Source organism: Rhizobium sp. CNPSo 3670 (genome assembly GCF_057784555.1).
Genome location: NZ_JBXSOL010000031.1, coordinates 21,709 through 43,694, shown reverse-complemented (window position 1 = coordinate 43,694; position 21,986 = coordinate 21,709). Strand labels below are relative to the sequence as shown.

23 protein-coding genes are annotated in these 21,986 nt (G+C 62.7%); 12 read left to right on the top strand and 11 right to left on the bottom strand.

Translation table 11 applies throughout. The features are described 5' to 3' along the window. Positions 1–106 precede the first annotated feature (106 nt). Complete coding sequence (locus tag AC13QO_RS24980) at positions 107–589, top strand: HIT family protein (protein ID WP_085777210.1); 483 nt, start codon at positions 107–109, stop codon at positions 587–589. Positions 590–629: 40 nt separating this feature from the next. Here AC13QO_RS24980 and AC13QO_RS24975 read toward each other — a convergent pair whose 3' ends face one another. Then, positions 630–1,271 (bottom strand): chloramphenicol phosphotransferase CPT family protein, encoded by a 642-nt coding sequence (locus AC13QO_RS24975; protein WP_488542174.1) that lies wholly within the window; start codon positions 1,269–1,271, stop codon positions 630–632. 236 nt (positions 1,272–1,507) lie between these two features. Here AC13QO_RS24975 and AC13QO_RS24970 point away from each other — a divergent pair, with 236 nt between their 5' ends. The 5 genes from AC13QO_RS24970 to rnhA all read left to right on the top strand — a co-directional run bounded on the left by AC13QO_RS24970 (position 1,508) and on the right by rnhA (position 5,187). Beyond that, positions 1,508–1,888 carry a DUF983 domain-containing protein gene (locus AC13QO_RS24970; RefSeq protein ID WP_085777212.1) on the top strand — a complete coding sequence of 127 codons (381 nt, stop codon included), beginning with the start codon at positions 1,508–1,510 and terminating at the stop codon, positions 1,886–1,888. After that, a complete protein-coding gene (locus AC13QO_RS24965; RefSeq protein WP_488542173.1) occupies positions 1,881–2,636 on the top strand; it encodes an SURF1 family protein in 756 nt (251 codons plus the stop codon). The genes AC13QO_RS24970 and AC13QO_RS24965 overlap by 8 nt, the downstream gene beginning before the upstream one ends. Positions 2,637–2,712: 76 nt before the next feature. Further along, positions 2,713–3,714, top strand: coding sequence for a 4-hydroxy-3-methylbut-2-enyl diphosphate reductase (gene ispH / locus AC13QO_RS24960; protein ID WP_097597698.1), 1,002 nt, complete (start codon positions 2,713–2,715; stop codon positions 3,712–3,714). Between the two features lie 55 nt (positions 3,715–3,769). After that, positions 3,770–4,735, top strand: a complete 966-nt coding sequence (locus AC13QO_RS24955) for a homoserine kinase (protein ID WP_488542172.1) — start codon at positions 3,770–3,772, stop codon at positions 4,733–4,735. Beyond that, entirely contained in the window at positions 4,732–5,187 is a 456-nt protein-coding gene (gene rnhA / locus AC13QO_RS24950; RefSeq protein ID WP_183705263.1) for a ribonuclease HI, read from the top strand. Before AC13QO_RS24955 ends, rnhA begins: the two co-directional genes overlap by 4 nt. Before the next feature lie 423 nt (positions 5,188–5,610). On the opposite strand, the gene AC13QO_RS24945 is transcribed toward rnhA, so the two are convergent. The 3 genes from AC13QO_RS24945 to AC13QO_RS24935 form a co-directional block, all read right to left on the bottom strand. Then, entirely contained in the window at positions 5,611–6,684 is a 1,074-nt protein-coding gene (locus AC13QO_RS24945; RefSeq protein WP_488542171.1) for a zinc-binding metallopeptidase family protein, read from the bottom strand. A 90-nt stretch (positions 6,685–6,774) separates the two neighbouring features. Then, positions 6,775–6,966, bottom strand: coding sequence for a CsbD family protein (locus tag AC13QO_RS24940; RefSeq protein WP_064800933.1), 192 nt, complete (start codon positions 6,964–6,966; stop codon positions 6,775–6,777). Positions 6,967–7,085: 119 nt separating this feature from the next. Continuing rightward, positions 7,086–7,691: a YqgE/AlgH family protein gene (locus AC13QO_RS24935; protein ID WP_011424313.1), complete on the bottom strand. Its 606-nt coding sequence runs from the start codon at positions 7,689–7,691 to the stop codon at positions 7,086–7,088. A gap of 141 nt (positions 7,692–7,832) precedes the next feature. On the opposite strand from AC13QO_RS24935, the gene AC13QO_RS24930 reads away from it, so the two are divergent. The 5 genes from AC13QO_RS24930 (at position 7,833) to AC13QO_RS24910 (ending at position 12,252) form a co-directional block, all read left to right on the top strand. Further along, positions 7,833–8,672, top strand: a complete 840-nt coding sequence (locus AC13QO_RS24930) for a protein-disulfide reductase DsbD domain-containing protein (RefSeq protein ID WP_488542170.1) — start codon at positions 7,833–7,835, stop codon at positions 8,670–8,672. 76 nt (positions 8,673–8,748) lie between these two features. After that, positions 8,749–9,234 carry a redoxin family protein gene (locus AC13QO_RS24925; protein ID WP_488542169.1) on the top strand — a complete coding sequence of 162 codons (486 nt, stop codon included), beginning with the start codon at positions 8,749–8,751 and terminating at the stop codon, positions 9,232–9,234. Positions 9,235–9,717: 483 nt separating this feature from the next. Continuing rightward, on the top strand, positions 9,718–10,467 hold the full coding sequence (locus tag AC13QO_RS24920; protein ID WP_183705270.1) for a metal ABC transporter ATP-binding protein: 750 nt from the start codon (positions 9,718–9,720) through the stop codon (positions 10,465–10,467). Next, positions 10,464–11,336 carry a metal ABC transporter permease gene (locus AC13QO_RS24915; protein ID WP_488542168.1) on the top strand — a complete coding sequence of 291 codons (873 nt, stop codon included), beginning with the start codon at positions 10,464–10,466 and terminating at the stop codon, positions 11,334–11,336. Before AC13QO_RS24920 ends, AC13QO_RS24915 begins: the two co-directional genes overlap by 4 nt. A 16-nt stretch (positions 11,337–11,352) precedes the next feature. Beyond that, on the top strand, positions 11,353–12,252 hold the full coding sequence (locus tag AC13QO_RS24910; protein WP_488542167.1) for a metal ABC transporter solute-binding protein, Zn/Mn family: 900 nt from the start codon (positions 11,353–11,355) through the stop codon (positions 12,250–12,252). 61 nt (positions 12,253–12,313) lie between these two features. On the opposite strand, the gene AC13QO_RS24905 is transcribed toward AC13QO_RS24910, so the two are convergent. The 6 genes from AC13QO_RS24905 to thrC form a co-directional block, all read right to left on the bottom strand. Further along, entirely contained in the window at positions 12,314–12,622 is a 309-nt protein-coding gene (locus tag AC13QO_RS24905; RefSeq protein ID WP_097597683.1) for a Dabb family protein, read from the bottom strand. 103 nt (positions 12,623–12,725) lie between these two features. After that, positions 12,726–13,145, bottom strand: coding sequence for a hypothetical protein (locus AC13QO_RS24900; RefSeq protein ID WP_488542166.1), 420 nt, complete (start codon positions 13,143–13,145; stop codon positions 12,726–12,728). An 84-nt stretch (positions 13,146–13,229) separates the two neighbouring features. After that, positions 13,230–16,142 (bottom strand): sensor domain-containing phosphodiesterase, encoded by a 2,913-nt coding sequence (locus AC13QO_RS24895; RefSeq protein ID WP_183705276.1) that lies wholly within the window; start codon positions 16,140–16,142, stop codon positions 13,230–13,232. Beyond that, positions 16,139–16,753 carry a GNAT family N-acetyltransferase gene (locus AC13QO_RS24890; RefSeq protein ID WP_488542165.1) on the bottom strand — a complete coding sequence of 205 codons (615 nt, stop codon included), beginning with the start codon at positions 16,751–16,753 and terminating at the stop codon, positions 16,139–16,141. Before AC13QO_RS24890 ends, AC13QO_RS24895 begins: the two co-directional genes overlap by 4 nt. A gap of 28 nt (positions 16,754–16,781) precedes the next feature. Continuing rightward, positions 16,782–18,077, bottom strand: a complete 1,296-nt coding sequence (locus AC13QO_RS24885; protein WP_488542164.1) for a M16 family metallopeptidase — start codon at positions 18,075–18,077, stop codon at positions 16,782–16,784. Positions 18,078–18,080: 3 nt separating this feature from the next. Then, a complete protein-coding gene (gene thrC / locus AC13QO_RS24880) occupies positions 18,081–19,505 on the bottom strand; it encodes a threonine synthase (RefSeq protein WP_488542163.1) in 1,425 nt (474 codons plus the stop codon). A gap of 264 nt (positions 19,506–19,769) precedes the next feature. On the opposite strand from thrC, the gene AC13QO_RS24875 reads away from it, so the two are divergent. Beyond that, positions 19,770–20,417 carry a hypothetical protein gene (locus tag AC13QO_RS24875; protein WP_183705318.1) on the top strand — a complete coding sequence of 216 codons (648 nt, stop codon included), beginning with the start codon at positions 19,770–19,772 and terminating at the stop codon, positions 20,415–20,417. Between the two features lie 757 nt (positions 20,418–21,174). On the opposite strand, the gene AC13QO_RS24870 is transcribed toward AC13QO_RS24875, so the two are convergent. Then, a complete protein-coding gene (locus AC13QO_RS24870) occupies positions 21,175–21,864 on the bottom strand; it encodes an HAD family hydrolase (RefSeq protein WP_221139121.1) in 690 nt (229 codons plus the stop codon). Between the last annotated feature and the right edge of the window lie 122 nt (positions 21,865–21,986).

Below are 21,986 nucleotides of genomic sequence, written 5' to 3'. Positions count from 1 at the left end.
GGACACTCATCCCATGCTTGGGCATCGACAAAGCATTTGCATGATCCGGAAGAGATCAAGAATGCTCCATCCCTAGAATTCCCGAATTCGCAGAGGAGTAGGCAATTTGCAGATCCCCGATCGTTTTCATATTGCCGAGACGGATGGATGGTTGGTGAACCATCGGATGAATTCCGCTCTTCCCGGCTATCTCATGATCAGCTCCAAGACGGATACGAACGATCTTTCCGATTTGTCCGAGGCCGCATTGAAAGAGCTTGGTCCGTTGCTGGCGACAGCTCAGGACCTACTGAAGCGGAAATTTGGAGCGCAGCGCGTTTATATCGGCCGATATGGACATTCTCCCGGCTATCCCATCCATTTTCATATCATCCCGATCTATGATTGGGTGGAGGAACTGTTCTGGAAAGACAGCCGCTATCGCGTGCTGCAGAATTTTGCTGACGGTCGGGGGGAAACCCCGACGGACGGCGCGGAACTAACGTTGTTTGTCTGGCGCGAGTTTTGCGAGCGCGCGAAGCCGCCCCAGGTTGAAGGGCGATCTGTCATTGAGACCATAGAAGTGCTGCGGGAGGCAATGCGACCTTGATTGTCAAACGCCTCCTACAGCTGTTGACGATTTATCGCCATCAACGTCCGCCAGCGATCCGTTCGAAGGCCGAGGGGGCGGGTATGCCGAGGTCGAGTTGGTGGCGGATCGCTTCGGCGCATTCCGGTGCCGTCAGCACCGACGTATCGACCTCCATATCGTAGATGCCAGGCCGATGCACCTCATCCTGCCAGCGCTGCACCGGTTCTGGGACCGGCACGTCTTCGGATGCTCTTGCATAAAGTGTCTCGCGCCCCTCTTGCTTGATCTCGCGCCGCTGCACGATGCTCTCGATCGGACAGCGCACGCCGACGAACAGCACGGGATATCCCTCCAGCCGCCGGGCGCAATCGGCGAGAATGCCGAGCGGCTGCGAGTAGCTGTCGTGATGGCCGAGATCGGCCACCACATTGAGCCCCAGGCCGGCATGAATGGCGATCGATTCGTAAAGGGCTGCGTAGAGGAACGGCACGAGCGCCTCGAGATCCGGGCGCTCGCCGCCGGGCCTCAGGCCAATGCCGGGCAGGTAGCGCTTCGGCGTCATGTTGTTGTAGGCGTCGACGCCGAGGTTGATCCACGGACCTTCGAATTCGTCCTGAATCGCGCGCGCAATGCTGGATTTGCCGCTTCTCGGCGCCCCGTTCAGGATGATGATCTGTCCGGCATGGCTGTCATTGGTCATCAGTCTTCTTCTTCTGTTTGGCGCGAATCATTACAGCGCCGCGTGTCTTCTCAGACACGCAAAGGACGCCGTAACGCCTTGAATTGCTGCATCATTCCTCACATCGATTCCGATCGGAGGAATTATGCAGCGGCGAAACCGCGCAGGCATTTCCATTCGGGATGCGAATACTTTATGGGAGAGTTAAGGCAGCATCGAAAATGCCGCGGCCGCAAGTGGCCGTACAGAGGAGCAGCATGAGCGACGACAGCGCGCAATTTCCCCCTCTAGATCCGGTAAAAACCGGTATCAAGGGCTGCTGCCCTCGCTGCGGCCATGGCAAACTTTTCAATGGCCTGCTGGGCCTGCAGCCGCGCTGCGCCTCCTGCGGCCTCGACTATTCCTTCGCCGATTCCGGTGACGGTCCCGCCGTCTTCGTCATCCTGATCGTCGGCTTCATCATCATCGGCATGGTTCTGTGGCTGCAGGTCAATTACGGGCCGCCGATCTGGGTGCATATCCTCATCTTCGGGCCGCTGACGATCATCCTGTCGCTTCTGACGCTGCGCTGGTTCAAGGGCATCCTGATTGCCATGCAGTACCGCCACAATGCCCGCGAAGGACGTCTGAGTGACTGACATCGATCGCGCCGCCCCGCGCCGCCGGCTGCCTGTGATAACCGGCATTTTGGTGCTGATTGCGCTGGCCATCCTGCTGTCGCTCGGCACCTGGCAGCTGCAGCGCCTCCACTGGAAGCAAGGCCTGCTCGCCGATATCGCCGCGCGCCAGGCTGCCGCGCCGGTGCCGCTCGCCGACATCGAGGTACTGGCGGCCTCCGGCGGCGATATCGAATACCGTAAGGTCACTGCCACCGGCCGCTATATCAACAACAAGGAACGGCACTTCTTCGCCACCTGGCGCGGCCAGACCGGCTTTTACGTATATACCCCGCTCGAGCTTGCCGACGGGCGCATCCTCTTCGTCAACCGCGGCTTCGTTCCCTATGAGGACAAGGAGCCCGAAATGCGCGTGCAGGGCCAGCTGACGGATCAGCAGACGGTCACGGGCCTGGCGCGCGCCAAACTTGCCGGCAAGCCCTCCTGGCTGGTGCCTGACAACGACGTCCGCAAGAACATCTTCTACTGGAAGGATCTCGACGTCATGGCCGAGAGCGTCGGTCTGGAGAAGGCGCGCGTCATCCCGTTCTTCGTCGATGCCGATTCCACGCCCAACCCGGCCGGCCTGCCGATCGGCGGCGTCACCCAGGTCGATCTGCCGAACGATCATCTGCAATATGCCCTGACCTGGTACGGACTTGCCGCCGTGCTCGTCGCCGTGGTGGCGATCTCCTGGTTCCGAAAACCCGGCAAGGCGCCGCGGCAATAGTATCGCTTCAATTCCCGGCCATATTGGGCTAGAGGTCCCTTACTCCCACGCTGGATGGAATTTTGACGGAACGGACATGAATATTGCGGCGAAACCTCCCTTGACGATCAGGCTCTGCGGCCCTCGCGGCTTTTGCGCCGGAGTCGACCGCGCCATCCAGATCGTCGTGCTGGCGCTGAAATCCTATGGCGCGCCGGTCTATGTGCGCCACGAGATCGTCCACAATCGTTATGTCGTCGAAGGACTGGAGGCAAAGGGCGCCGTCTTCGTCGAGGAACTGGACGAGATCCCGGCCGAGCATCGCGCCCAGCCGGTGGTCTTCTCCGCCCATGGCGTGCCGAAATCGGTGCCGGAGGATGCGGTGAGCCGCAATCTCTTCTATCTCGACGCCACCTGTCCGCTGGTTTCCAAGGTCCACAAGCAGGCGATGCGCCACAATCGCCTTGGCCGCCATGTCGTCCTCATCGGCCACGCCGGCCACCCCGAAGTGATCGGCACGATGGGGCAGTTGCCGGAAGGCGCGGTTTCGCTGATCGAGACCATCGAGGATGCCGACGCCTACGCCCCCGCCGATCCCGACAATCTCGGCTATGTCACCCAGACGACGCTGTCGGTCGATGATACGGCCGGCGTCATTGCCCGCCTGCAGGAGCGCTTCCCGAATTTGACTGCGCCGGCGGCGGACTCGATCTGTTACGCCACGACCAACCGCCAGGAAGTGGTGAAGCAGGCAGCCCCCGGCTGCGATCTCTTCATCATCGTCGGTGCGCCGAATTCGTCCAATTCCAAGCGCCTCGTCGAAGTGGCGCTGAGGGCAGGGGCGAAGAAATCGATCCTGGTGCAGCGCGCCGCCGAGCTCGACTGGGAGGAAATCGGCGCGATTTCGACGCTCGGCCTTTCCGCCGGCGCCTCGGCGCCTGAGGTGATCGTCAACGAGATCATCGAAGCCTTCCGCGCCCGCTTCGATGCCCGCGTCGAGCTGGCCGAGACGGTGCAGGAAACCGAAAACTTCCTGGTCAATCGCGAATTGCGCAGCATCGAGCTGACGGCGGCCGACATGGCCTTCGTCAACGGCTAGGCCGCCACCCGCGTCCCGGTCATCTACCATCCACAATACAGAGACGAGACCTCACTTGGCAGTCTACACCGATATCGCCGAAGACGATCTGAAATGGTTCCTGACGGAATATGATGCAGGCACGCTGCTCTCCTATAAGGGCATTGCCGAAGGCGTCGAAAACTCCAATTTCCTGCTGCATACTTCCAAGGCCCCGCTGATCCTGACGCTTTATGAGAAGCGCGTGGAAAAGCGCGACCTGCCGTTCTTCCTCGGCTTGATGCAGCATCTTTCGGCCCGCGGCCTCTCCTGCCCGCTGCCGTTGCCGCGCCGCGACGGCGCGCTGCTCGGTTCGCTCTCCGGCCGCCCGGCCGCGCTGATTTCCTTCCTCGAAGGGATGTGGCTGAGGAAGCCGGAGGCGAAGCATTGCCGCGAGGTCGGCAAGGCGCTGGCCGAGATGCATGTGGCGGGCGAGGGCTTCGATCTGAAGCGCCCCAACGCGCTGTCGATCGACGGCTGGCGGGGGCTCTGGGAGAAATCCGAGGCGCGTGCCGATGAGGTCGAGCCCGGCCTGCAGGGCGAGATCCGCAACGAGCTCGATTTTCTCGCCTCCGTCTGGCCGAAGAACCTGCCGTCTGGCGTCATCCATGCCGACCTCTTCCCCGACAACGTCTTCTTTTTGGGTGATGAGCTCTCAGGCCTGATCGATTTCTATTTCGCCTGCAACGACCTGCTCGCCTATGACGTCTCGATCTGCCTGAATGCCTGGTGCTTCGAGAAGGACGGCGCCTACAACATCACCAAAGGCATGGCGATGCTCGAGGGTTACCAGAGCGTCAGGCCGATGAGCGGTGAAGAAATCGCCGCCCTGCCGGTGCTCGCGCGCGGCTCGGCGCTGCGCTTCTTCCTGACGCGGCTCTATGACTGGCTGATGACGCCGGAAGGCGCCATGGTCACCAAGAAAGATCCGCTCGAATATCTGCGCAAGCTGCGCTTCCACCGCCAGATCGGTTCGGCCGCCGAATACGGGTTGAGCCTATGAAACATGTCGATATCTTCACCGACGGCGCATGCTCCGGCAATCCCGGTCCCGGCGGCTGGGGCGCGGTGCTGCGCTACGGCGAGGTGGAAAAGGAGCTTTGCGGCGGCGAGGCGGAGACGACCAACAATCGCATGGAACTAATGGCGGCGATCTCGGCGCTGCAGGCCCTGAAGAGCCCTTGCGAAGTCGACCTCTATACCGACAGCGCCTATGTCAAGGACGGGATCTCCAAGTGGATCTTCGGCTGGAAGAAAAACGGCTGGAAGACATCGGACAAGAAGCCGGTGAAGAATGCCGAACTCTGGCAGGCGCTTGAGGAAGCCCGCAACCGCCACAAGGTAACGCTGCACTGGGTCAAGGGGCATGCCGGCCACCCGGAAAACGAACGCGCCGACGAACTCGCCCGCAAGGGCATGGAGCCTTTCAAGAAGGGCAAGGCGGTTTCGTTTTAAGGGTGCGCGGTTTGCCGTCTCGCTCCTATTCCTATCATCTCGCTCGCGGCTTGAATGAGCCCGTCGGTCCAACCCAATCCCCGTCATGCTGGGGCTCGACCCTAGATCCACGCGACACCCACCAGATTGGGCATGGATCCTCGGCTCAAGGCCGAGGACGACGGAATGTGCGGTGACATCCCATGAACGCAGTTCTGCTGTCTCGGACATGGTGGGATCTTGCTGTTTTCGAGGGCAGAGCAAAGCCCGCAATGGAGGCTGGCATCTCGCCATGCTCCCTCATTCCTGTGACGAGCACAAGAATGAGGGTGGAGATATGGCGGGCGCCACGACAACCAGAGTGCCGATCTGGCGTTCCCCTGCACTGGTGGTTGCCTCCTGCTCTCTCATTTCGGTGACGAGCTCGGGGAGAGGCTTTGCCTCTCACGGCTGCCGCGCCGCTGCCCCCTGGATCAGCCGATGCAGATATTCGAGCTTGGCCACAACAGGCGAAGAGAGCACGAAGGGGTAGGAATCCGGCTGACCCATGCTGCGCTGGATGGCGTTGATCGCGATGCTGAGCGGCACCCACGCGCTGACGAGCTGCTCGGCGCTCTTTGCCCTATAGGGAAGAAAATCGACCTCGCCGGCGATTTCCTCGTGGCCGCGCGGATCGATGGCGATGCCGAAGGCGCGGGCCGTCTCCAGCGTGTCGACGATATGGAGGTAATGCGCGAAACATTCGGCGAAATCCTCCCAGGGATGCGACGAGGCATAGGCGCTGATGAAATTATCCTGCCATCCCAGAGGCGGGCCGTTGGAATAGTGGTTTTGCAGGGCGGCCGCATAATCCCGGCGCTCATCGCCGAAGACGGCGCGGAAATCGTCGAGGCCGTTCTGGTCGCGCACCAGCTTATTCCAGATGAAATGGCCGGCCTCGTGGCGGAAATGGCCAAGCAGCGTGCGGTAGGGCTCGTTCATCGAGCTGCGCGCCTGTTCGCGCGTCGCGTCGTCGGCTTCGGCGGCGCGGATGGTGATCAGGCCTTCCTCATGACCGGTCATGGCCGGCACGACATTGCCGTTGCCCTGCAGGGAATCTTCGAGGAAATCGAAGACCAGGCCGCCTTGCGGATCTTGGCCGCGATCGGGATGCGGCAGCTTCCAGCGCAAGAGCGAATAGAACAGATGACGCTGCGCCTGACCGATGCGACGCCAGCGATCGATGCCGTCCTGGGTGTCGGTATTCGGAACCAGCCGATTATGGCGGCAGGCGGTGCAGAATTCACCGTCGCTCTCGACGTCTACCAGCCAGTTGCAGATGTCGAGGCTGGCATTGGCGCAGAAGCGCACGTGCCGGTCGGGGTCGGAAACGAGCTGCCAGACCATTTCGTCGCGCGGCTCCAGCGCATGCATGGCAAGGTCGCCCGGGAGGAAGCCGAGACGGTGATTGCAGCGGACGCAGTGCCGGTTATCGAAGTGGACGACCTGATCGCAATTGTCGCAGGCAAAGAGTTTCATCGTTTTGATCTCTGCAAAGCAGGGGCGGATGAAAAATGCCCGCCGCGCGCGTGCGCGGCAGGCATGGTTCATCCGGGCTGAGCTGGTGGTTCAGAGCCGGTCGACAGCGCCTTTGAGCTTGTCCTTGACCTTGCCTGTTGCGACCTGTCCCTTGCCTTTGGCTTCCTGGACGTCGCCCTCGGCCTGCATGTCGCGATTGCCCGTGGCCTTGCCGGCGGCCTGCTTGGTCTTGCCGGCAATTTCGTTTGCCTTGCCTGAAATCTTGTCGCTGGTGCTACCCATCTGTGATGTCTCCATGCTTCGGCGTCGGACCTGTCGTCCGCGCGGAAAGGGAACGTCACTGGCGGCTATTCGTTCCCGCGACCGCCAGGGAGCCGCGACCGTCTTGCGAGCCGCGACCGTCAGGCGTGGCCGGCCTCGGCCGATAGCATGGCGGCGTTGATGCCCATGCCGGCAAGCGCCCGCTCGTACTTGTCGTCGAGGTTGCGGTCAAAGATCAGTTCCTCATTGGCCGGGCAGGTGAGCCAGCCATTGTTGGCGACCTCGTTTTCGAGCTGGCCGGCCGCCCAGGAGGAATAGCCGAGCAGCATGGTCGCGCGCTTCGGCCCGGCGCCCTTGGAGATGGCGCGCACGATATCGAGGGTCGCCGTCAGGCAGATGTCGTCGCTGACCGGGATCGAGGAGTCGCTGGCATAATCGTCCGAATGCAGCACGAAACCGCGGCCGCTCTCCACCGGGCCGCCCGTCTGGATCGGGAAATCGCGCGCCCGCTGCGGCAGCACGATCGGTTCTTCCTGCTTGATCATGTCGAGATGCAGGAGCACGTCGGTGAAGGTGAGGCTCTGCGGCCGGTTGATGACGAAGCCCATGGCGCCGGCATCCGAATGCGCGCAGATGTAAATCACAGTGCGCGCAAAATTGCGGTCTTCCATGCCTGGCATGGCGATGAGGAACTGGCCATCGAAGAAGCCACGTTCCCGTCTGTTCTTCAGCGTCGATAAGGACATCGTTCCTCCTGCTGCCAGACCGCACCAAGGCCCCGACAAGAGAAAGATGGGCCAATGTCACAAATCAATCAACCGAAAATGAAGATTTAAATGGGCGCGGCTTCTGGCGGCCGGAGAGCACTTTCGGTAAACCGTTGTTCCATGATGATTATTAGCTTGGCCCCGCGTAGGTTTTTAATTGCGGCCGTCTCAGGGGCCGCTGTTCTTATGCCCCTTTGCCAGGCCCATGCGGAAATGAGCGCCTGGGCCGAGGCCGAGGGTGGACGCATGCGCCTCGTGGCGCTGGCGCCGGATGCCGGCGGCAAAATTCGCGCCGGCCTGCAGATCGAGCCGAAACCCGGCTGGATCACCTACTGGCGCGAACCCGGCAACAGCGGCATTCCGCCTCAGGTCACCATCGCGCCGGCCGGCGGCGTCACGCTCGACGCCATTGCCTATCCCGTGCCGAAGCATTTTTTCAATGGCGAGATCGAGGATATCGCCTATGACGCGCCGGTGACGCTGCCGCTGTCCATGAGGGCGGCCGGCAAAGGCGAGGTGAAGATCGACGCCGCCGTCTTCATCGGCATCTGCAAGGATATCTGCATTCCCTTCCAGGCGAATTTGAGCCTGAAGCTCGGCCGTGCCATGCAGTCGCATCCGCAGGAAGAGGCGATCCTTGCGGCCGCTGATGCGACGCTGCCGAAGCCGCCTTCGGATGATTTCAAGGTGACGGCGCATGCGATCTCACCTGACAGGAAGACGCTGTCGCTGACCCTCGCTTTGCCGGGTGACGGGAAGGGCGCCCCTGATATCATCGTCATCGGTCCGAGCGGTTATGCCTTCACCAAGCAGAGCGGCGGCAAACGCGATGGCGCCATCTTCAAGACTGATATGATGATCGGCAGGCTGCCCAAGGATTACGATATTTCAGGCAAGCGCTGGGACGTGCTTGTTATCGATGGCGACAGGGCGATGGAGACCACGCTTGCCTTTGACTGACCGGCACTTATAGTCGCCCCATCCCCCGGCGGCGCCCGCCGCAGAGCCCGAACCCACAGAACCCGAGGAGAAAACCATGACCATCGCGATCGGCGACAAGCTTCCTGCCGCCACCTTCAAGGAAAAGACCGCCGACGGCCCGGTCGAAATCACCACCGAACAGCTTTTCGCCGGCAAGCTCGTCGTGCTCTTTGCCGTGCCGGGCGCCTTCACGCCCACCTGCTCGCTGAACCACCTGCCGGGCTATCTCGAAAACCGCGATACCATTCTCGGCAGGGGCGTCGACGACATCGCCGTTCTCGCCGTCAACGACTGGCATGTGATGGGCGCCTGGGCGCAATCCTCGGGCGGCCTCGGCAAGATCCACTTCCTCGCCGATTGGGACGCCGCCTTCACCAGGGCCGTCGGCCTCGAAGCCGACCTCTCCGCCGGCGGCCTCGGGCTGCGCTCCAAGCGCTATTCGATGCTGGTCGAAGACGGCGTGGTGAAAGCCTTGAACGTCGAGGAAAGCCCCGGCCAGGCCACCGTCTCGGGTGCTGCCGCGATGCTGGAACAGCTCTGAGCGATCGAAAAGCCGTCACCTAACCTGCTGATGTCGCTACAAGATCTGCCCCTCACCCTAACCCTCTCCCCGTAAAAACGGGGAGAGGGGACGTGCCCTGCGAGAGGTTGGTGGGGAATGGAGAGGTGCGGCATATCCCCTTCGCCCCGCAAGCGGGGAGAAGGTGCCGGCAGGCGGATGAGGGGCGTGCCGCGGACTCGAGCGCTGCCATCGTCTAAAGATTACACAGACATCGCGACACATGAAGGGCGGCCGTTCGGTCGCCTTTTTCAATTGTGTGAGCAGCTTTAAACTCCGCCTCAATCCTGCCGCAATCGTTATAACATAACCGTAATGTTATTACATTGTAGGACGAGCCATGCCGCGAAACCCCGATCGCCTCCCCATCAGCCTCATGGGACAATCGGCCCTATCGAGGGTAGTCGGCATCACCCTGGTCATTGCCGTCCTCTGGCTCGCCATCCATTGGGCGGTTCTGCTGCCATGACGCCGTTGATCCGTCTCGACGATCTCACCGTCGCCTATGATAGGCATCCCGCCGTCCATCATGTCTCCGGCGCCTTTGCTCCGGGCAGCCTGACGGCGATTGCCGGGCCGAATGGGGCGGGCAAGTCGACGCTGCTGAAGGCGATCATCGGTGAGCTTCGTCCGGCCGAGGGCAGGGTCGAACACCGGCTGGGGCGGGCGGAAATCGGCTATCTCCCGCAGGCGGCCGAGATCGATCGCCGCTTTCCGATCTCGGTCATCGATACCGTCATGCTCGGCGTCTGGAAGACGAGGGGAGCCTTCGGCCGTGTCGCGCCAGTCGACCTGAAGAGAGCAGGCGAGGCGCTTGCCGACGTCGGGCTCGAGGGCTTCGGCCGGCGCCATGTCGGATCGCTTTCGGCCGGCCAGTTCCAGCGCGTGCTCTTCGCCCGGCTGCTGCTGCAGGATGCCGGCGTCATCCTGCTCGACGAACCTTTTACCGCAATCGATGCCCGCACGACCCGGGACCTCATCGAACTCGTCATCCGCTGGCACGGCGAGGGCCGCACCGTCATTGCCGTGCTGCACGATTTCGAGCTCGTCCGCGCGCATTTCCCGCAAACCTTGCTGCTGGCCCGCGAGCTTGTCGGATGGGGCCTGACCGCCGAGGTCATGTCCTCCGCCAATCTGATGAAGGCGCGCGCCATGGCCGAGCGCTGGGACGAGGATGCCGCGGCCTGCGAATCCCAAGAGGCGCCGGCGGCATGACGGCCTATGATCTCTTCCTCGCGCCCTTTGCCGATTTCGGTTTCATGCGCCGGGCTCTCGTCGCCTGCCTCTGCCTCGGGATCGGCTCGGGGCCGATCGGCGTCTTCCTGATGCTGCGGCGCATGAGCCTGATGGGCGACGCGATGAGCCACGCGGTCCTGCCGGGGGCGGCGATCGGTTACCTCGTCGCCGGCTCGCTGTCGCTGACGGCGATGGGCATCGGCGGCCTTGTCGCCGGCCTGTCGGTGGCGCTGCTGTCGGGCGCCGTCAGCCGGATGACCGTGCTGCGGGAGGATGCGAGCTTTGCCAGCTTCTACCTCGCATCGCTGGCGCTCGGCGTCCTGATCGTGTCGTTGCGCGGCTCGAACATCGATCTGCTGCATGTGCTCTTCGGCACCATCCTGGCGATCGATGCGCCGGCGCTTTATCAGATCGGCGCGATCACCTCGCTGACGCTCGTCGCGCTCGCCGCCATCTACCGGCCGCTGGTTGCCGAATGTTTCGATCCGGGTTTTCTCAGGGCCGTCGGCGGGCGCGGCCCGGCCTATCATGTGCTTTTCCTGCTGCTGGTGGTGCTGAACCTTGTCGCCAGCTTCCAGGCGCTCGGCACGCTGATGGCGGTCGGCCTGATGATGCTACCGGCCGCCATCGCCCAGCTCTGGTCGCGCAGCCTGCCCGTGATGATGTTGATCGCGACCGCGAGCGCCGCCGCCTCCGGCTATCTCGGCCTGATCGCCTCATACCATCTCGAACTTGCCTCCGGCCCGACGATCATCATGACGGCAGCTGTGATCTACGCCTTCTCGATCCTTTTCGCGCCCTCCGGCATCGCCCGGCGCCTCTTTCCCCGCCCGCATCTGAAGGGCTGACCTCAAGGAGACTTCGATGAACCCGCGCAGACTGCTTCTTGCCGCCGCACTTCCCGCGCTGATGGCGCTCTCGGCCGCGCCGGCTTCCGCCGAAACGCTGAAGGTGGTTGCCTCCTTCACCGTGCTTGCCGATGTCGTCAAACAGGTCGGCGGCGACCATGTGCATGTGACGAGCCTGGTCGGACCGAACGGCGACCCCCATGAATTCGAGCCGTCGCCGGCCGATGCGAAGAATTTGAGGGCGGCCGACGTCGCCTTTGTCAGCGGCGAGGGCCTGGAAGGCTGGATGGACCGGCTGATCACCGCCTCGGGCTACAAGGGCAAGCCGGTGACGGTGTCCGAGGGTATCGCCACCCGCGCCATGGAAGAGGATGGCGCCGAAATCACCGACCCGCATGTCTGGAACAGCCCGGTCAACGTCAAGATCTGGGTCGCCAATATCGAGAAGGCGCTGTCTTCAGCCGATCCGGCCGATGCCGCCGCCTTCAAGACCAATGCCGAGCAATACACGAAGACGCTCGATGAACTGAACACCTATGCCCATGCGAAATTCGATGGGATCGCCGACGATCGCCGCAAGGTGCTGACCAGCCACGACGCTTTCGGCTATTTCGGCCGCGAATATAAGATCAGCTTCCTCGCGCCGCTCGGCCTTTCCACCGAAAGCGAAGCTTCGGCCGCCGATGTCGCCAAGCTGATCGACCAGATCAAGAGCGAGCACGTGAAGGCCTATTTCTTCGAGAATTCCAACGATCCGCGCCTCGTCAAGCAGGTGGCCAAGGCCACCGGCGCGGAGCCCGGCGGCGAGCTCTATGTCGAATCTCTCTCCGACGCCAAGGGCCCGGCCCCGACCTATGAGAAGATGTTCCGCTACAATGTCGACCAGCTCGCCGCCGCCATGGCGAAATCGAGCTAAAGGCTGGCCGCTCTGAAAGGGCGTCGCATGAAGCTTTGAATCAAGCGGCGCGCTTCCTACGCTAGAGATTGAGGTCGAAGACCAGGATGCCGGCAAGGCCGCCATCCGTCGAGGAGACGATACGCTCGCCGACCGCCACATGTTCGGGATGGACGAGATAGGCGTCCCGGGCTTCGGCGCTTTCGAAGGTTACGGCAAAACCGTCGACGAAGCCGGCATGCAGGCCTTCGGGCGAAACATTCGGCCCGTATTTGATATCCAATATGCCCGTGATGACCTGTTTTAGCGCGACGATCGCGTCGAATAGCGATTGCTTGTCGTCCATCGTCAGCGCCGTCTTCAGCCGCAGGAACACGCAATGCAGGATCATTATGGTCCTCCCGATTTTCTTGAGAGGAGAATAGCGGCCAAAGCCGCAAGGGCAATGAGATTTATTTTACGTGTCGTTGGCCGAGCGCCGCAGGAGGCCGAGCCTACATCTGGTCGGTCACCGCCATGTCACGATTATAGATCTTGCGGACGAGCTCGCCGGCGTGAGCACGGGCTTCGTCCTTCTGAGCCGGCGTCATCGGCCGGCAGGTGTTCCTGAGGTTGGACCGGTCGAGCACGGTGGCCGCACCTGAATTGGTGATGACGAGATGCCAGCTGCAGGAGGCGACCTTGTCGACGACCACCGCGCCATGGCATCCGGAAGACAGGCAGAAAGCCACGGTCTGCTGTGCGGCATGATCGCCCTTCTGTGCCAGCGCCAGCGCCGTCTGGAATTCCTGGGTCCATCGTTCACAATGCTTCACCCCAGGCACGCAGGCTTTCATGACGGGATGGACGTCACCGGCCCGAAGCGGCGAAACGAAAAAGACTCCGATCGACAGGGCGAGCAGAAGTTTGAGCATCGCAAATTCCTTATATGATAAGCGAGTGGCGCATATTGCCGGCCGCCGGTCAATCGCCATTTCTAGGGAGATCATTGCCGGTGATCACGCCCGTTTCGTCAGCGGAAACCGATCGCGAAGCAGCCGCAGCACCGAGTCCGACGGCATCGGCGGGCCGAAGAGATAGCTCTGCCCGTAGCTGCAGCCCATTTTGGCAAGCTCGATCGCATCCTCATTGGATTCGATTCCCTCGGCCACCACCTTCATCTCGAGCTCGGCCGCCATCGATATCACCGATCGGAGCACGGTTGCCTTCTTGTCGCTGCTGTCGCGCACCAGCGCCTTGTCGAGCTTGATCGTATCGAAGGGGAAGCGGGTGAGATAGGCAAGTGACGAATAGCCGGTGCCGAAATCATCGAGTGCCAGCCCGATGCCGGCTTCCTTGAGCTTCTGCAGAACGAGGCGGGCCTGTTCCGGATTTTCCATCACCATGGATTCCGTCAGTTCCAGCTTGAGCCGCGAGGGCGTGCAATGCGTCTTGGCGAGAACCGAGCGCACATCGTCATAAAGCTCGTTGTTGAGCAGCTGCACACTCGACAGGTTGATCGACACGAAGATTGGCAGTTCGCCGGTCTGGTTCTGCCAGCTCATCAGGTCATTGGTCGCCTGTTCGAGCGCGAACATGCCGAGCGCCCCGATGATGTCGGACGCCTCGGCAAGCGGAATGAATTCCGACGGCGGGATATTGCCGCGTTTCGGATGCTCCCAGCGCATCAGCGCCTCGAAGCCGGCGACCTCGACATCTTCAAGCCGGGCGATCGGCTGGTAGACCATCGACAATTCCCTGCGCTCGATGGCACGGCGCAGGTCTGTTTCGAGCTGCAGCCGGTCGGTGCCGAAGTCGCGGAAAGCCGGCTGGAACGGCTCGACGCGGTTGCCGCCGGCCCGTTTTGCCCGATACATGGCAAGCTCCGCATCACTGAGCAGGCCGCTGGCGCTCTCCTGCCGGTCCACCCAGGAGGCGAGCCCGATCGAGGCCGTCAGGATGATCTCACGATTGGCGAAATTGATCGGCACCATGATCGCCTTGCTCACAGCATCGGCGAAATCGGCGACCTTGGCCGGATCGTGCTCGGAGACCAGGATGAGGCCGAACTGGTCTCCGGCAAGCCGCGCCAGCGTGTCCTGCGGTTTCATCAGACGCCGCAGGCGCCGCGTCAGCGCAATCAGGATGTTGTCGCCGGCGGCAACGCCGAGGGAATCATTGACCAGCTTGTAGCGGTCGATATCGATCACCATCACAGTCGGGCGCAGCGTCTCGCCGCCCGGCGCCAGCGCCAGCACCGACTGCAGCCGGTCGAGGAAGACCTGCCGGTTCGGCAGGCCAGTCAGATTGTCGTGCAGCGCATCATGCAGCAGCCGCTCGACGGAATTCTTCTGCTCGGTGACGTCGACGATCGTGCCGACACAGCGGATGATCTCGCCGTTGGAGCCGAGCACCGGCCGGGCGCGGATCAAGAGCCAATGGAAATGCCCGTCCTCGGCGCGGATGCGGAATTCGTGGTTCAGCCGGCCGCGCCGGTGTTCGAGCAGCACGTCGAGCGTGGCGCGGAAGCGGTCGCGGTCGTCGGGATGCAGCCGCGGCAGCCAGTTGCGCGCCGCCCCATGCATGGTGCCGGGGGAGAGGCCGAGCTTGACCGAGACGTCGGGAATGGTGACGACGCGATCGCGCGCCACATCCCAGTCCCACACCATGTCGCCGGAGCCGGTCAAGGCCAGGGATTGCCGCTCGAGATCGGAAAACAGTCCCTGCTGAAAGGCGCCGCCGGCAAAGGCGTGCTGCATGACGGTGAAGCCGATCAAGAGCACGATCAGCACCAGGCCGCCGCCGAGCGCCGGCTGGATGATGTCGTTGTCCAGCCGTCCGGTCACGGTCAGCCACGCCCCAAACAGCCAGACGAGCGTCAGCGCCCAGGCCGGCACCAGCAGAATGGCGCGATCATAGCGATTGAAGCCGAGATAGATGATGAGCAGCAGGCCGGTCGCCGCCGTCAGCGCAAAGGACAGTCGGGCGATCCCGGCGGCGATCGACGGATCGTAGATCGCCACGCCGAACAGCAGGGCAAGGCCGAGCACCCAGGCGAGCGTGGCGTAGCCGAGATGGGCGTGCCAGCGATTGAGGTTCAGATAGGTAAAGAGGAAGATGACGAAACTCGAGGCGAGCGCAACTTCAGCGCAAGCGCGCCATATTCGCTGGTCGGCCGAGGCGACGCTGATGAGCTTTCCGAGGAAACCGAAGTCGACGCAGATATAGCCGAGCACTGCCCAGGCGAGCGCCGCCGTTGCCGGCAGCATCGAGGTGCCCTTGACGACGAAGAGGATGGTCAGGAACACGGCGAGCAGGCCGGCAATGCCGAGCACGATGCCGCGATAGAGCGTGAAGGCGTTGATCGTATCCTTGTAGGCGTTCGGTTCCCAGAGATAGATCTGCGGCAGTTGCGGCGTCGACAGTTCGGCGACGAAGGTGATGACGGCGCCCGGATTGAGCGTGATGCGGAAGACGTCGGCCTCGTCGCTGGGCTGGCGGTCGAGCGCAAAGCCTTCGCTCGGGGTAATGGCGATAATGCGCTGCGAACCGAGATCCGGCCAGAACAGCTTGGAATTGACCAGACGGAAATGCGGCGCGACGATCACGCGCTCCAACTGTTCCTCCGAGACGTTGGCGAGCGCAAACACCGCCCAGTCGCCCTGGTGGTTCTCCGAGCTCGCCCGGACCTCGATGCGCCGGCGGATGCCGTCGGCGCCGGCGGCCGTGGACACCTGGAAGGCCTCGCCCTGGTTGGCGTAGATCTCGGTCGTCGCCGTCAGGTCGAGCGCGGTATCGTCGCGGGAAATCTTCACCGGTTCGGCCGCCTGGGCAACGCCCGCCGAAAGGGCGAAGACCGCCAGGAAAAGGGCTGCGATCACCGCGATCACTCGTCCGGACGGTGACTTGGGCAGCATGCTGTTTCTGGTCATCGGCTGTCGGTTTTCCTGCCTTTGTACGTATCGGTGGCGAGCCGTGAGAACATCACGTGGTCGTGCCACTGACCGTTGATCTTCAAATATCCGCGCAGATAGCCTTCCCGCTGAAACCCGGCCTTTTCAAGCAGACGCATGCTGCGCGCGTTATCTGGAATACAGGCTGCTTCAATACGGTGCAACTCAAGCCCGGAGAAGATGTAAGGAATAACCAACTGAAGGGCAGCGTACATATGCCCCTGGCCGGCATGGCGTTCGCCCATCCAGTAGCCGATCATGCAGCTTTGTGCCGCACCGCGCCTGATATAGCCGATGGTGATGCCGCCGACGAGCGTCCGGTTTTCCTTGAGGAAGATGAACAGCGGGATCGACTGTCCCGAGGCATATTCCTGCTTGCCGCGAATGACCCGGGCGCGGTAGGCGCCCTCCGTCAGCTCGTCGCGCCGCCAGGTCGGCTCCCAGGGTTCGAGGAACTTGCGGCTTTCGGCGCGCAGCCGGTGCCACTGGTTGAAATCCTGATAGCGCGGCAGGCGCAGGAGATATTTGTCATTCTCCAGCTCCACCGCATCCGGCTGCCGCGACAGAAACCGAAACACCGATTTTGGCATCGATCACTCCCGGCAGACGGACGTCGGCTCAGCTGGCCTGCATCGTCTTCGGCGCCGGGACCGAAAGCGAGGCGATGATGTCTTCCATCGGCGCGAGCTGTTCCAGCGGCCCGATCGCCGAAAGCGTCGGCACCGTATCGTAGAACAGCCGGCCGGCGAGGTCGGTCAGCCGCTCGATGGTGATGCCCTCCAGCCGTTCCATCATCTCCGGATTGGAGATCGGCCGGCCGTAGAGCATCATCTGCCGTGCGATCTGGCCGGCACGCGCGGCCGGGCTTTCCTGGCCCATCAGCAACTGGGCGCGGATCTGGGCGCGGGCGCGTTCGATCTCCTTCTGGTGGATCTCGCTGGCCGACTTGTGCAGCTCGTCGATGATGACAGGCACCAACTCCGGCAGGTTTTCGCCGCCGGTGGCGGCATGGATGCCGAAGATGCCGGTATCGGAAAAGCCCCAGTGGAAGGCATAGACGGAATAACAGAGGCCGCGGAATTCGCGCACTTCCTGGAACAACCTCGAGGACATGCCGCCGCCGAGGATATTGGCGAGGATCTGCGAGCAGTAGAAGTCGCGGGCGTGGTAAGGCTTGCCCTCGAAGCCAAGCAGGATCTGCGCGTCCATCAGGTCGCGCGGCTCGCGCACGCTGCCGCCGACATAACGCGCCGCTTCCATCACCGGCGGTGCCGAAGGCTGCGTCGGCAGGCTGGCGAAACGTTGCTCGACCATGCGCAGGAATTCCTGGTGGTCGACGGCGCCGGTCGCCACCACGAACATCCGGTCGGTCGTGTAGTTGCGGCCGAGATAGGTGCGGATCTGCTGCGGCGTGAAGGAGACGACGGTCTGCGGCGTACCGAGGATCGCGCGCCCGAGCGTCTGGTCGCGATAGGCGGCCTCGGAGAAGCGGTCGAACACGACGTCGTCGGGCGTGTCGTTGGCGGCGTTGATCTCCTGCAGGATCACCTGCTTCTCACGCTCCAGCTCCTCCTCCTCGAAGGCCGATTCCGTCAGGATGTCGGCGAGGATGTCGACGGCGAGCGGCACGTGGTCCTTGAGCACCCGGGCATAATAGGAGGTCGTTTCGGTCGAGGTGGCGGCATTGACCTCGCCGCCGACATCCTCGATCTCCTCGGCAATCTGGCGGGCCGAGCGGCGCGCCGTGCCCTTGAAGGCCATGTGTTCGAGCAGGTGGGCGATGCCGTGCTCATCTTCCGTCTCGTTGCGCGATCCCGATTTGATCCAGACTCCGAGCGCAACGCTTTCCAGGTGCGGCATGGTTTCTGTGACTACTGTCAGCCCGGATTTGAGCCGGGTGCACTCAACTGTCATTGGCTATCTTTCTGCGCCTGCCGTCGTCTCGCTGCGGGCGTGGTTGCCGATGAAGGTCTCAACGGCTTTCAGCTCCGGTTTGATGATCTGGAAACGCTCCTCCCTTTGCATCAGACCAGCAAGCCACGTCGGAAGCGCCGGGTCAATACCGCAGGCCGATTTTACGGCAACCGGGAATTTTGCCGGATGCGCGGTCGCAAGCGTCACCATCGGCGTATTCGGCTTTTCTTTCTTCTTTGCCACGAAGACGCCGATCGCCGAATGCGGATCGAGCAGGTAGCCGGTCTCGGCATGGGTCTTGCGGATCGTCTCGGCCACTTGTTTCTCGCTGGCGCGACCGGCGCGGAAATCGCGGCGGATGGCCTTCAGCGCCTGGCTGCCGATCTCGAAACCGTTGGATTGCTTGAGGCTTTCCATTGCCGCACGCACCTTCGAGGCGTCGCGCCCATAGGCTTCGAACAGCAGCCGCTCGAAGTTCGAGGAGATCTGGATGTCCATCGACGGCGAGCTCGTCGCCTTGACCGCCTTCATGTCGTAGCGGCCGGTCTTCAGCGTCCTCGTCAGGATGTCGTTCTCATTGGTGGCGATGACCAGCCGGTCGATCGGCAGGCCCATGCGCTTGGCGCAGTAGCCGGCGAAAATATCGCCGAAATTGCCTGTGGGCACCGTGAACGAGATCTTCCGGTCGGGGCCGCCGAGGGCCACCGCCGTCGTGAAATAATAGACGATCTGGGCCATGATGCGCGCCCAGTTGATCGAGTTGACGCCGGAAAGACGGACCTTGTCGCGGAAGGCGGCGTCGTTGAACATCGCCTTGACGAGGTTCTGGCAGTCGTCGAAATTACCCTCGACGGCAAGCGCATGCACATTCGATGCCGTCGATGTCGTCATCTGCCGCTGCTGCACCGGCGAGACCTTGCCGTGCGGGAAGAGGATGAAGATATCGGTGCGCTCGCGCCCGGCAAAGGCGTCGATCGCCGCCCCGCCGGTATCGCCCGAGGTGGCGCCGACGATCGTCGCCCGCTCGCCGCGCTTTTCCAGCGCATAATCCATCAGCCGCGCCAGCAGCTGCATCGCCACGTCCTTGAAGGCGAGCGTCGTACCGTGGAACAGTTCCATGACGAAGCTGTTCGGCCCGGTCTGGACGAGCGGAGCGATCGCCAGATGGCGGAAAGTGCCGTAGGCCTCGTCGATCATTGCCCGGAAGGTCGCCTCGGGGATCTCGCCATTGGTGAAGGGCGAGAGAATGGTGAAGGCGATCTCCTGATAGGTCTTGCCCCTGAGCGCACGGATCTCCTTCTTGGAGAAGTGCGGCCATTCACGGGGAACGTAGAGCCCGCCGTCGCGCGCCAGCCCGGTCAAGAGGGCGTCGCAAAAGCCGAGGGAAGGGGCCTCGCCGCGGGTCGAGATATAGTCCACGTTCATCATCCTTGATCTATCGCTGAAAGACATCGGGCCGGGCGCGGCCATGGGCTTGCCTTGCCGGAAACCGAGAAGGCGTGGCCCTGCGGACATACGATCGCCGTTATCTTGTTGAAGTTGCCCGCATCCGGCGGCGAAAAGTGCATCAAAACGGCGCGTACCCAATCGATTTTTATTTGAGCCGCTGATATAGACCATCGCAAACCGTCGTGAAAGGCCTCACGCAAAAGACATGGGGCCGCCAAGAAACGCTTGTGCAAGGGGTGGAATATCGTGCTCGGCAAGGTCTCGCGTCTCATCGTCTCCGCTTCTCTTGTCGGCCTGCTCGCCGGCTGCAATTCGCTCGGCATCGGCGGCGACAGCAAACCGGAGGCTGCGCCCGCCCAGCCGAACGGCAACGCCCAGATCATGCCGCTGGCACCCGCCAACCCCTCCTCGAACAATCCTTCGATCGGCACGGCCAAGACCGCGCAGGGCACGACTGCCCCGGTCGTCCAGGGCGCCTGCCCGCAGATCTTCATGCGGGATCAGGATGCGATCTTCCGCACTTATGCCAAGGGCAAGAAGGACGATCCGCAGCAGATCGCCGTCCAGGCCTCCTTCGGCGATTACACCCGCCAATGCATGCTGAACGACACCAATCTGACGATGACGGTCGTCGCCCAGCTGCGCCTGATCACCGGCCCCGCCGGCGCTCCCGGCCCGGTGACGCTGCCGATTCGCGTCAGCGTGCTCGACGGCGAAAACGTGCTCTACTCCGAGGTCACTAAATTCCCGACTGAAATCCCGGCGGGCTCGCCGGGCACGCAGGTCATCTTCCGCAAGGAAGGCATCAAGATGCCCGTCGGCGCCGGCGCCCTGGTGCGCGTCAACGTCGGCTTCGACACCCAGCCGGTCAAGAGCAAGAAGAGCAGCTAGATTTTGCATTCGCACGAGCTTCGGCAGGAGCGCCCCTCACAAGCCTCGGTAATAGCGACGTCTTAAAAGCTGCGCCGCCGATGCGTTTGGCAACATCGCCAACCCCACATTCCGTCATCTGGGCTTGACCTGGCTTGACCCTGGGATCCACGACCCGGCATTAGGCTTCTGTGATTTTCCTGCAGTTGGATGCCGTGCCTTTCCACGCCGTGCCCGCCGCATGGATCCCAGGGTCAAGCCCTGGGATGACGGAGGAGAGGTGGTGCCGCGATCGATAACTCCGCGGCGTGGAGAGAGGTGGTGCCGGATGCATTAGTCCGCCGGCGCATCAGAGGTGGTGTCTGGGCTCATCGGCACAGCTACGGCGATGAAGCGACGCCAGATCCGGCGCCCACAAGCTTCGGCGAAAGCGACGTGTCACAAGCTGCTTCGGCGGTACGTTTGGCAGGAGCGTCCTTCACAAACCTCGGCAATAGCGACGTCTCAAAAGCTGCGCCGCCGATGCGTTTGGCGAGAACGCCAACCCCACACTCCGTCATCCGAGGGCTTGACCTGGGATCCACAACCAAGCACCCGGCCTCAATAATGTCCCTGCAGCTGCACTCCATCGCTCCTGACGCCGTGCCCGCCGCATGGATCCCGGGGTCAAGCCGTGGGACGGAGGAGAGGTGGTGCCGGGAGGCATACGCCCGTCGGCGTGGAGGAGGGGTGTGCCGCGACCGCATCGGGCCCAGCAGCCGAGCAAATGGCCGAGGCCTTAAAGCACGCCTTCCCAGGCGGCCAGCGCGGCAACGACGCCCGGCAGGTCGTTCATGCGTGAGATCACCGTCTCGGCGCCGGCATCGGTCAGTTTATCGGCATGGGCGGGGTAGCTGTGCGAGGCGCCGGTAAAGCCGATGACGCGCATGCCGGCGGCGCGCGCCGCATGTACGCCGTGAACGGAATCCTCGACCACGACCGTCTTGTCGGGAGTGACGCCCATGCGGCTTGCGCCGTGCAGGAAGATATCCGGCTTCGGCTTGACGCGGTCGGCGCCGAGGTCCTTGGCGGAGAAGATGTTCGGCGCGAAGAGCGGCATCAGGCCGACCTTGCCCAGCATCATGTCGAGCCGCTTCATGCTCGAATTCGAGCAGATGCAGCGCTTCATCGGCAGCCTGGAGACGGCGAATTCGACGCCTGGGATCGCCTTGACGTCATTCGCCAGCCTGATGTCGAGCAGCTTCTCGGACTTGTCGAGCAGAGAGGCCGAAAGCGGGATGCTGGCCTCACGCTCGACCTGCAGCAGGATGTTGTGCCAGGTCATGCCGGCGAAACGCTCGCCCATTTCCTCGACGCCGATCGGATATCCGGCCTCCGTCAAAAGCGCGGATTCAACTTCGGCCGCGATGATTTCGGAATCGACGAGAACGCCGTCGCAATCGAAGATGATTAGGTCGAAGCCGTCCATTGTTCACGCCTTGCTGGAAATCTGGTCTTGTCCGGGATGCTGCGGCTTTACACGATGGCCGGCCAAAGCTCAACCTGATCTCAAGCATGGCTGCGATGCGGCAGGCGACCGGCTCCGTAAAG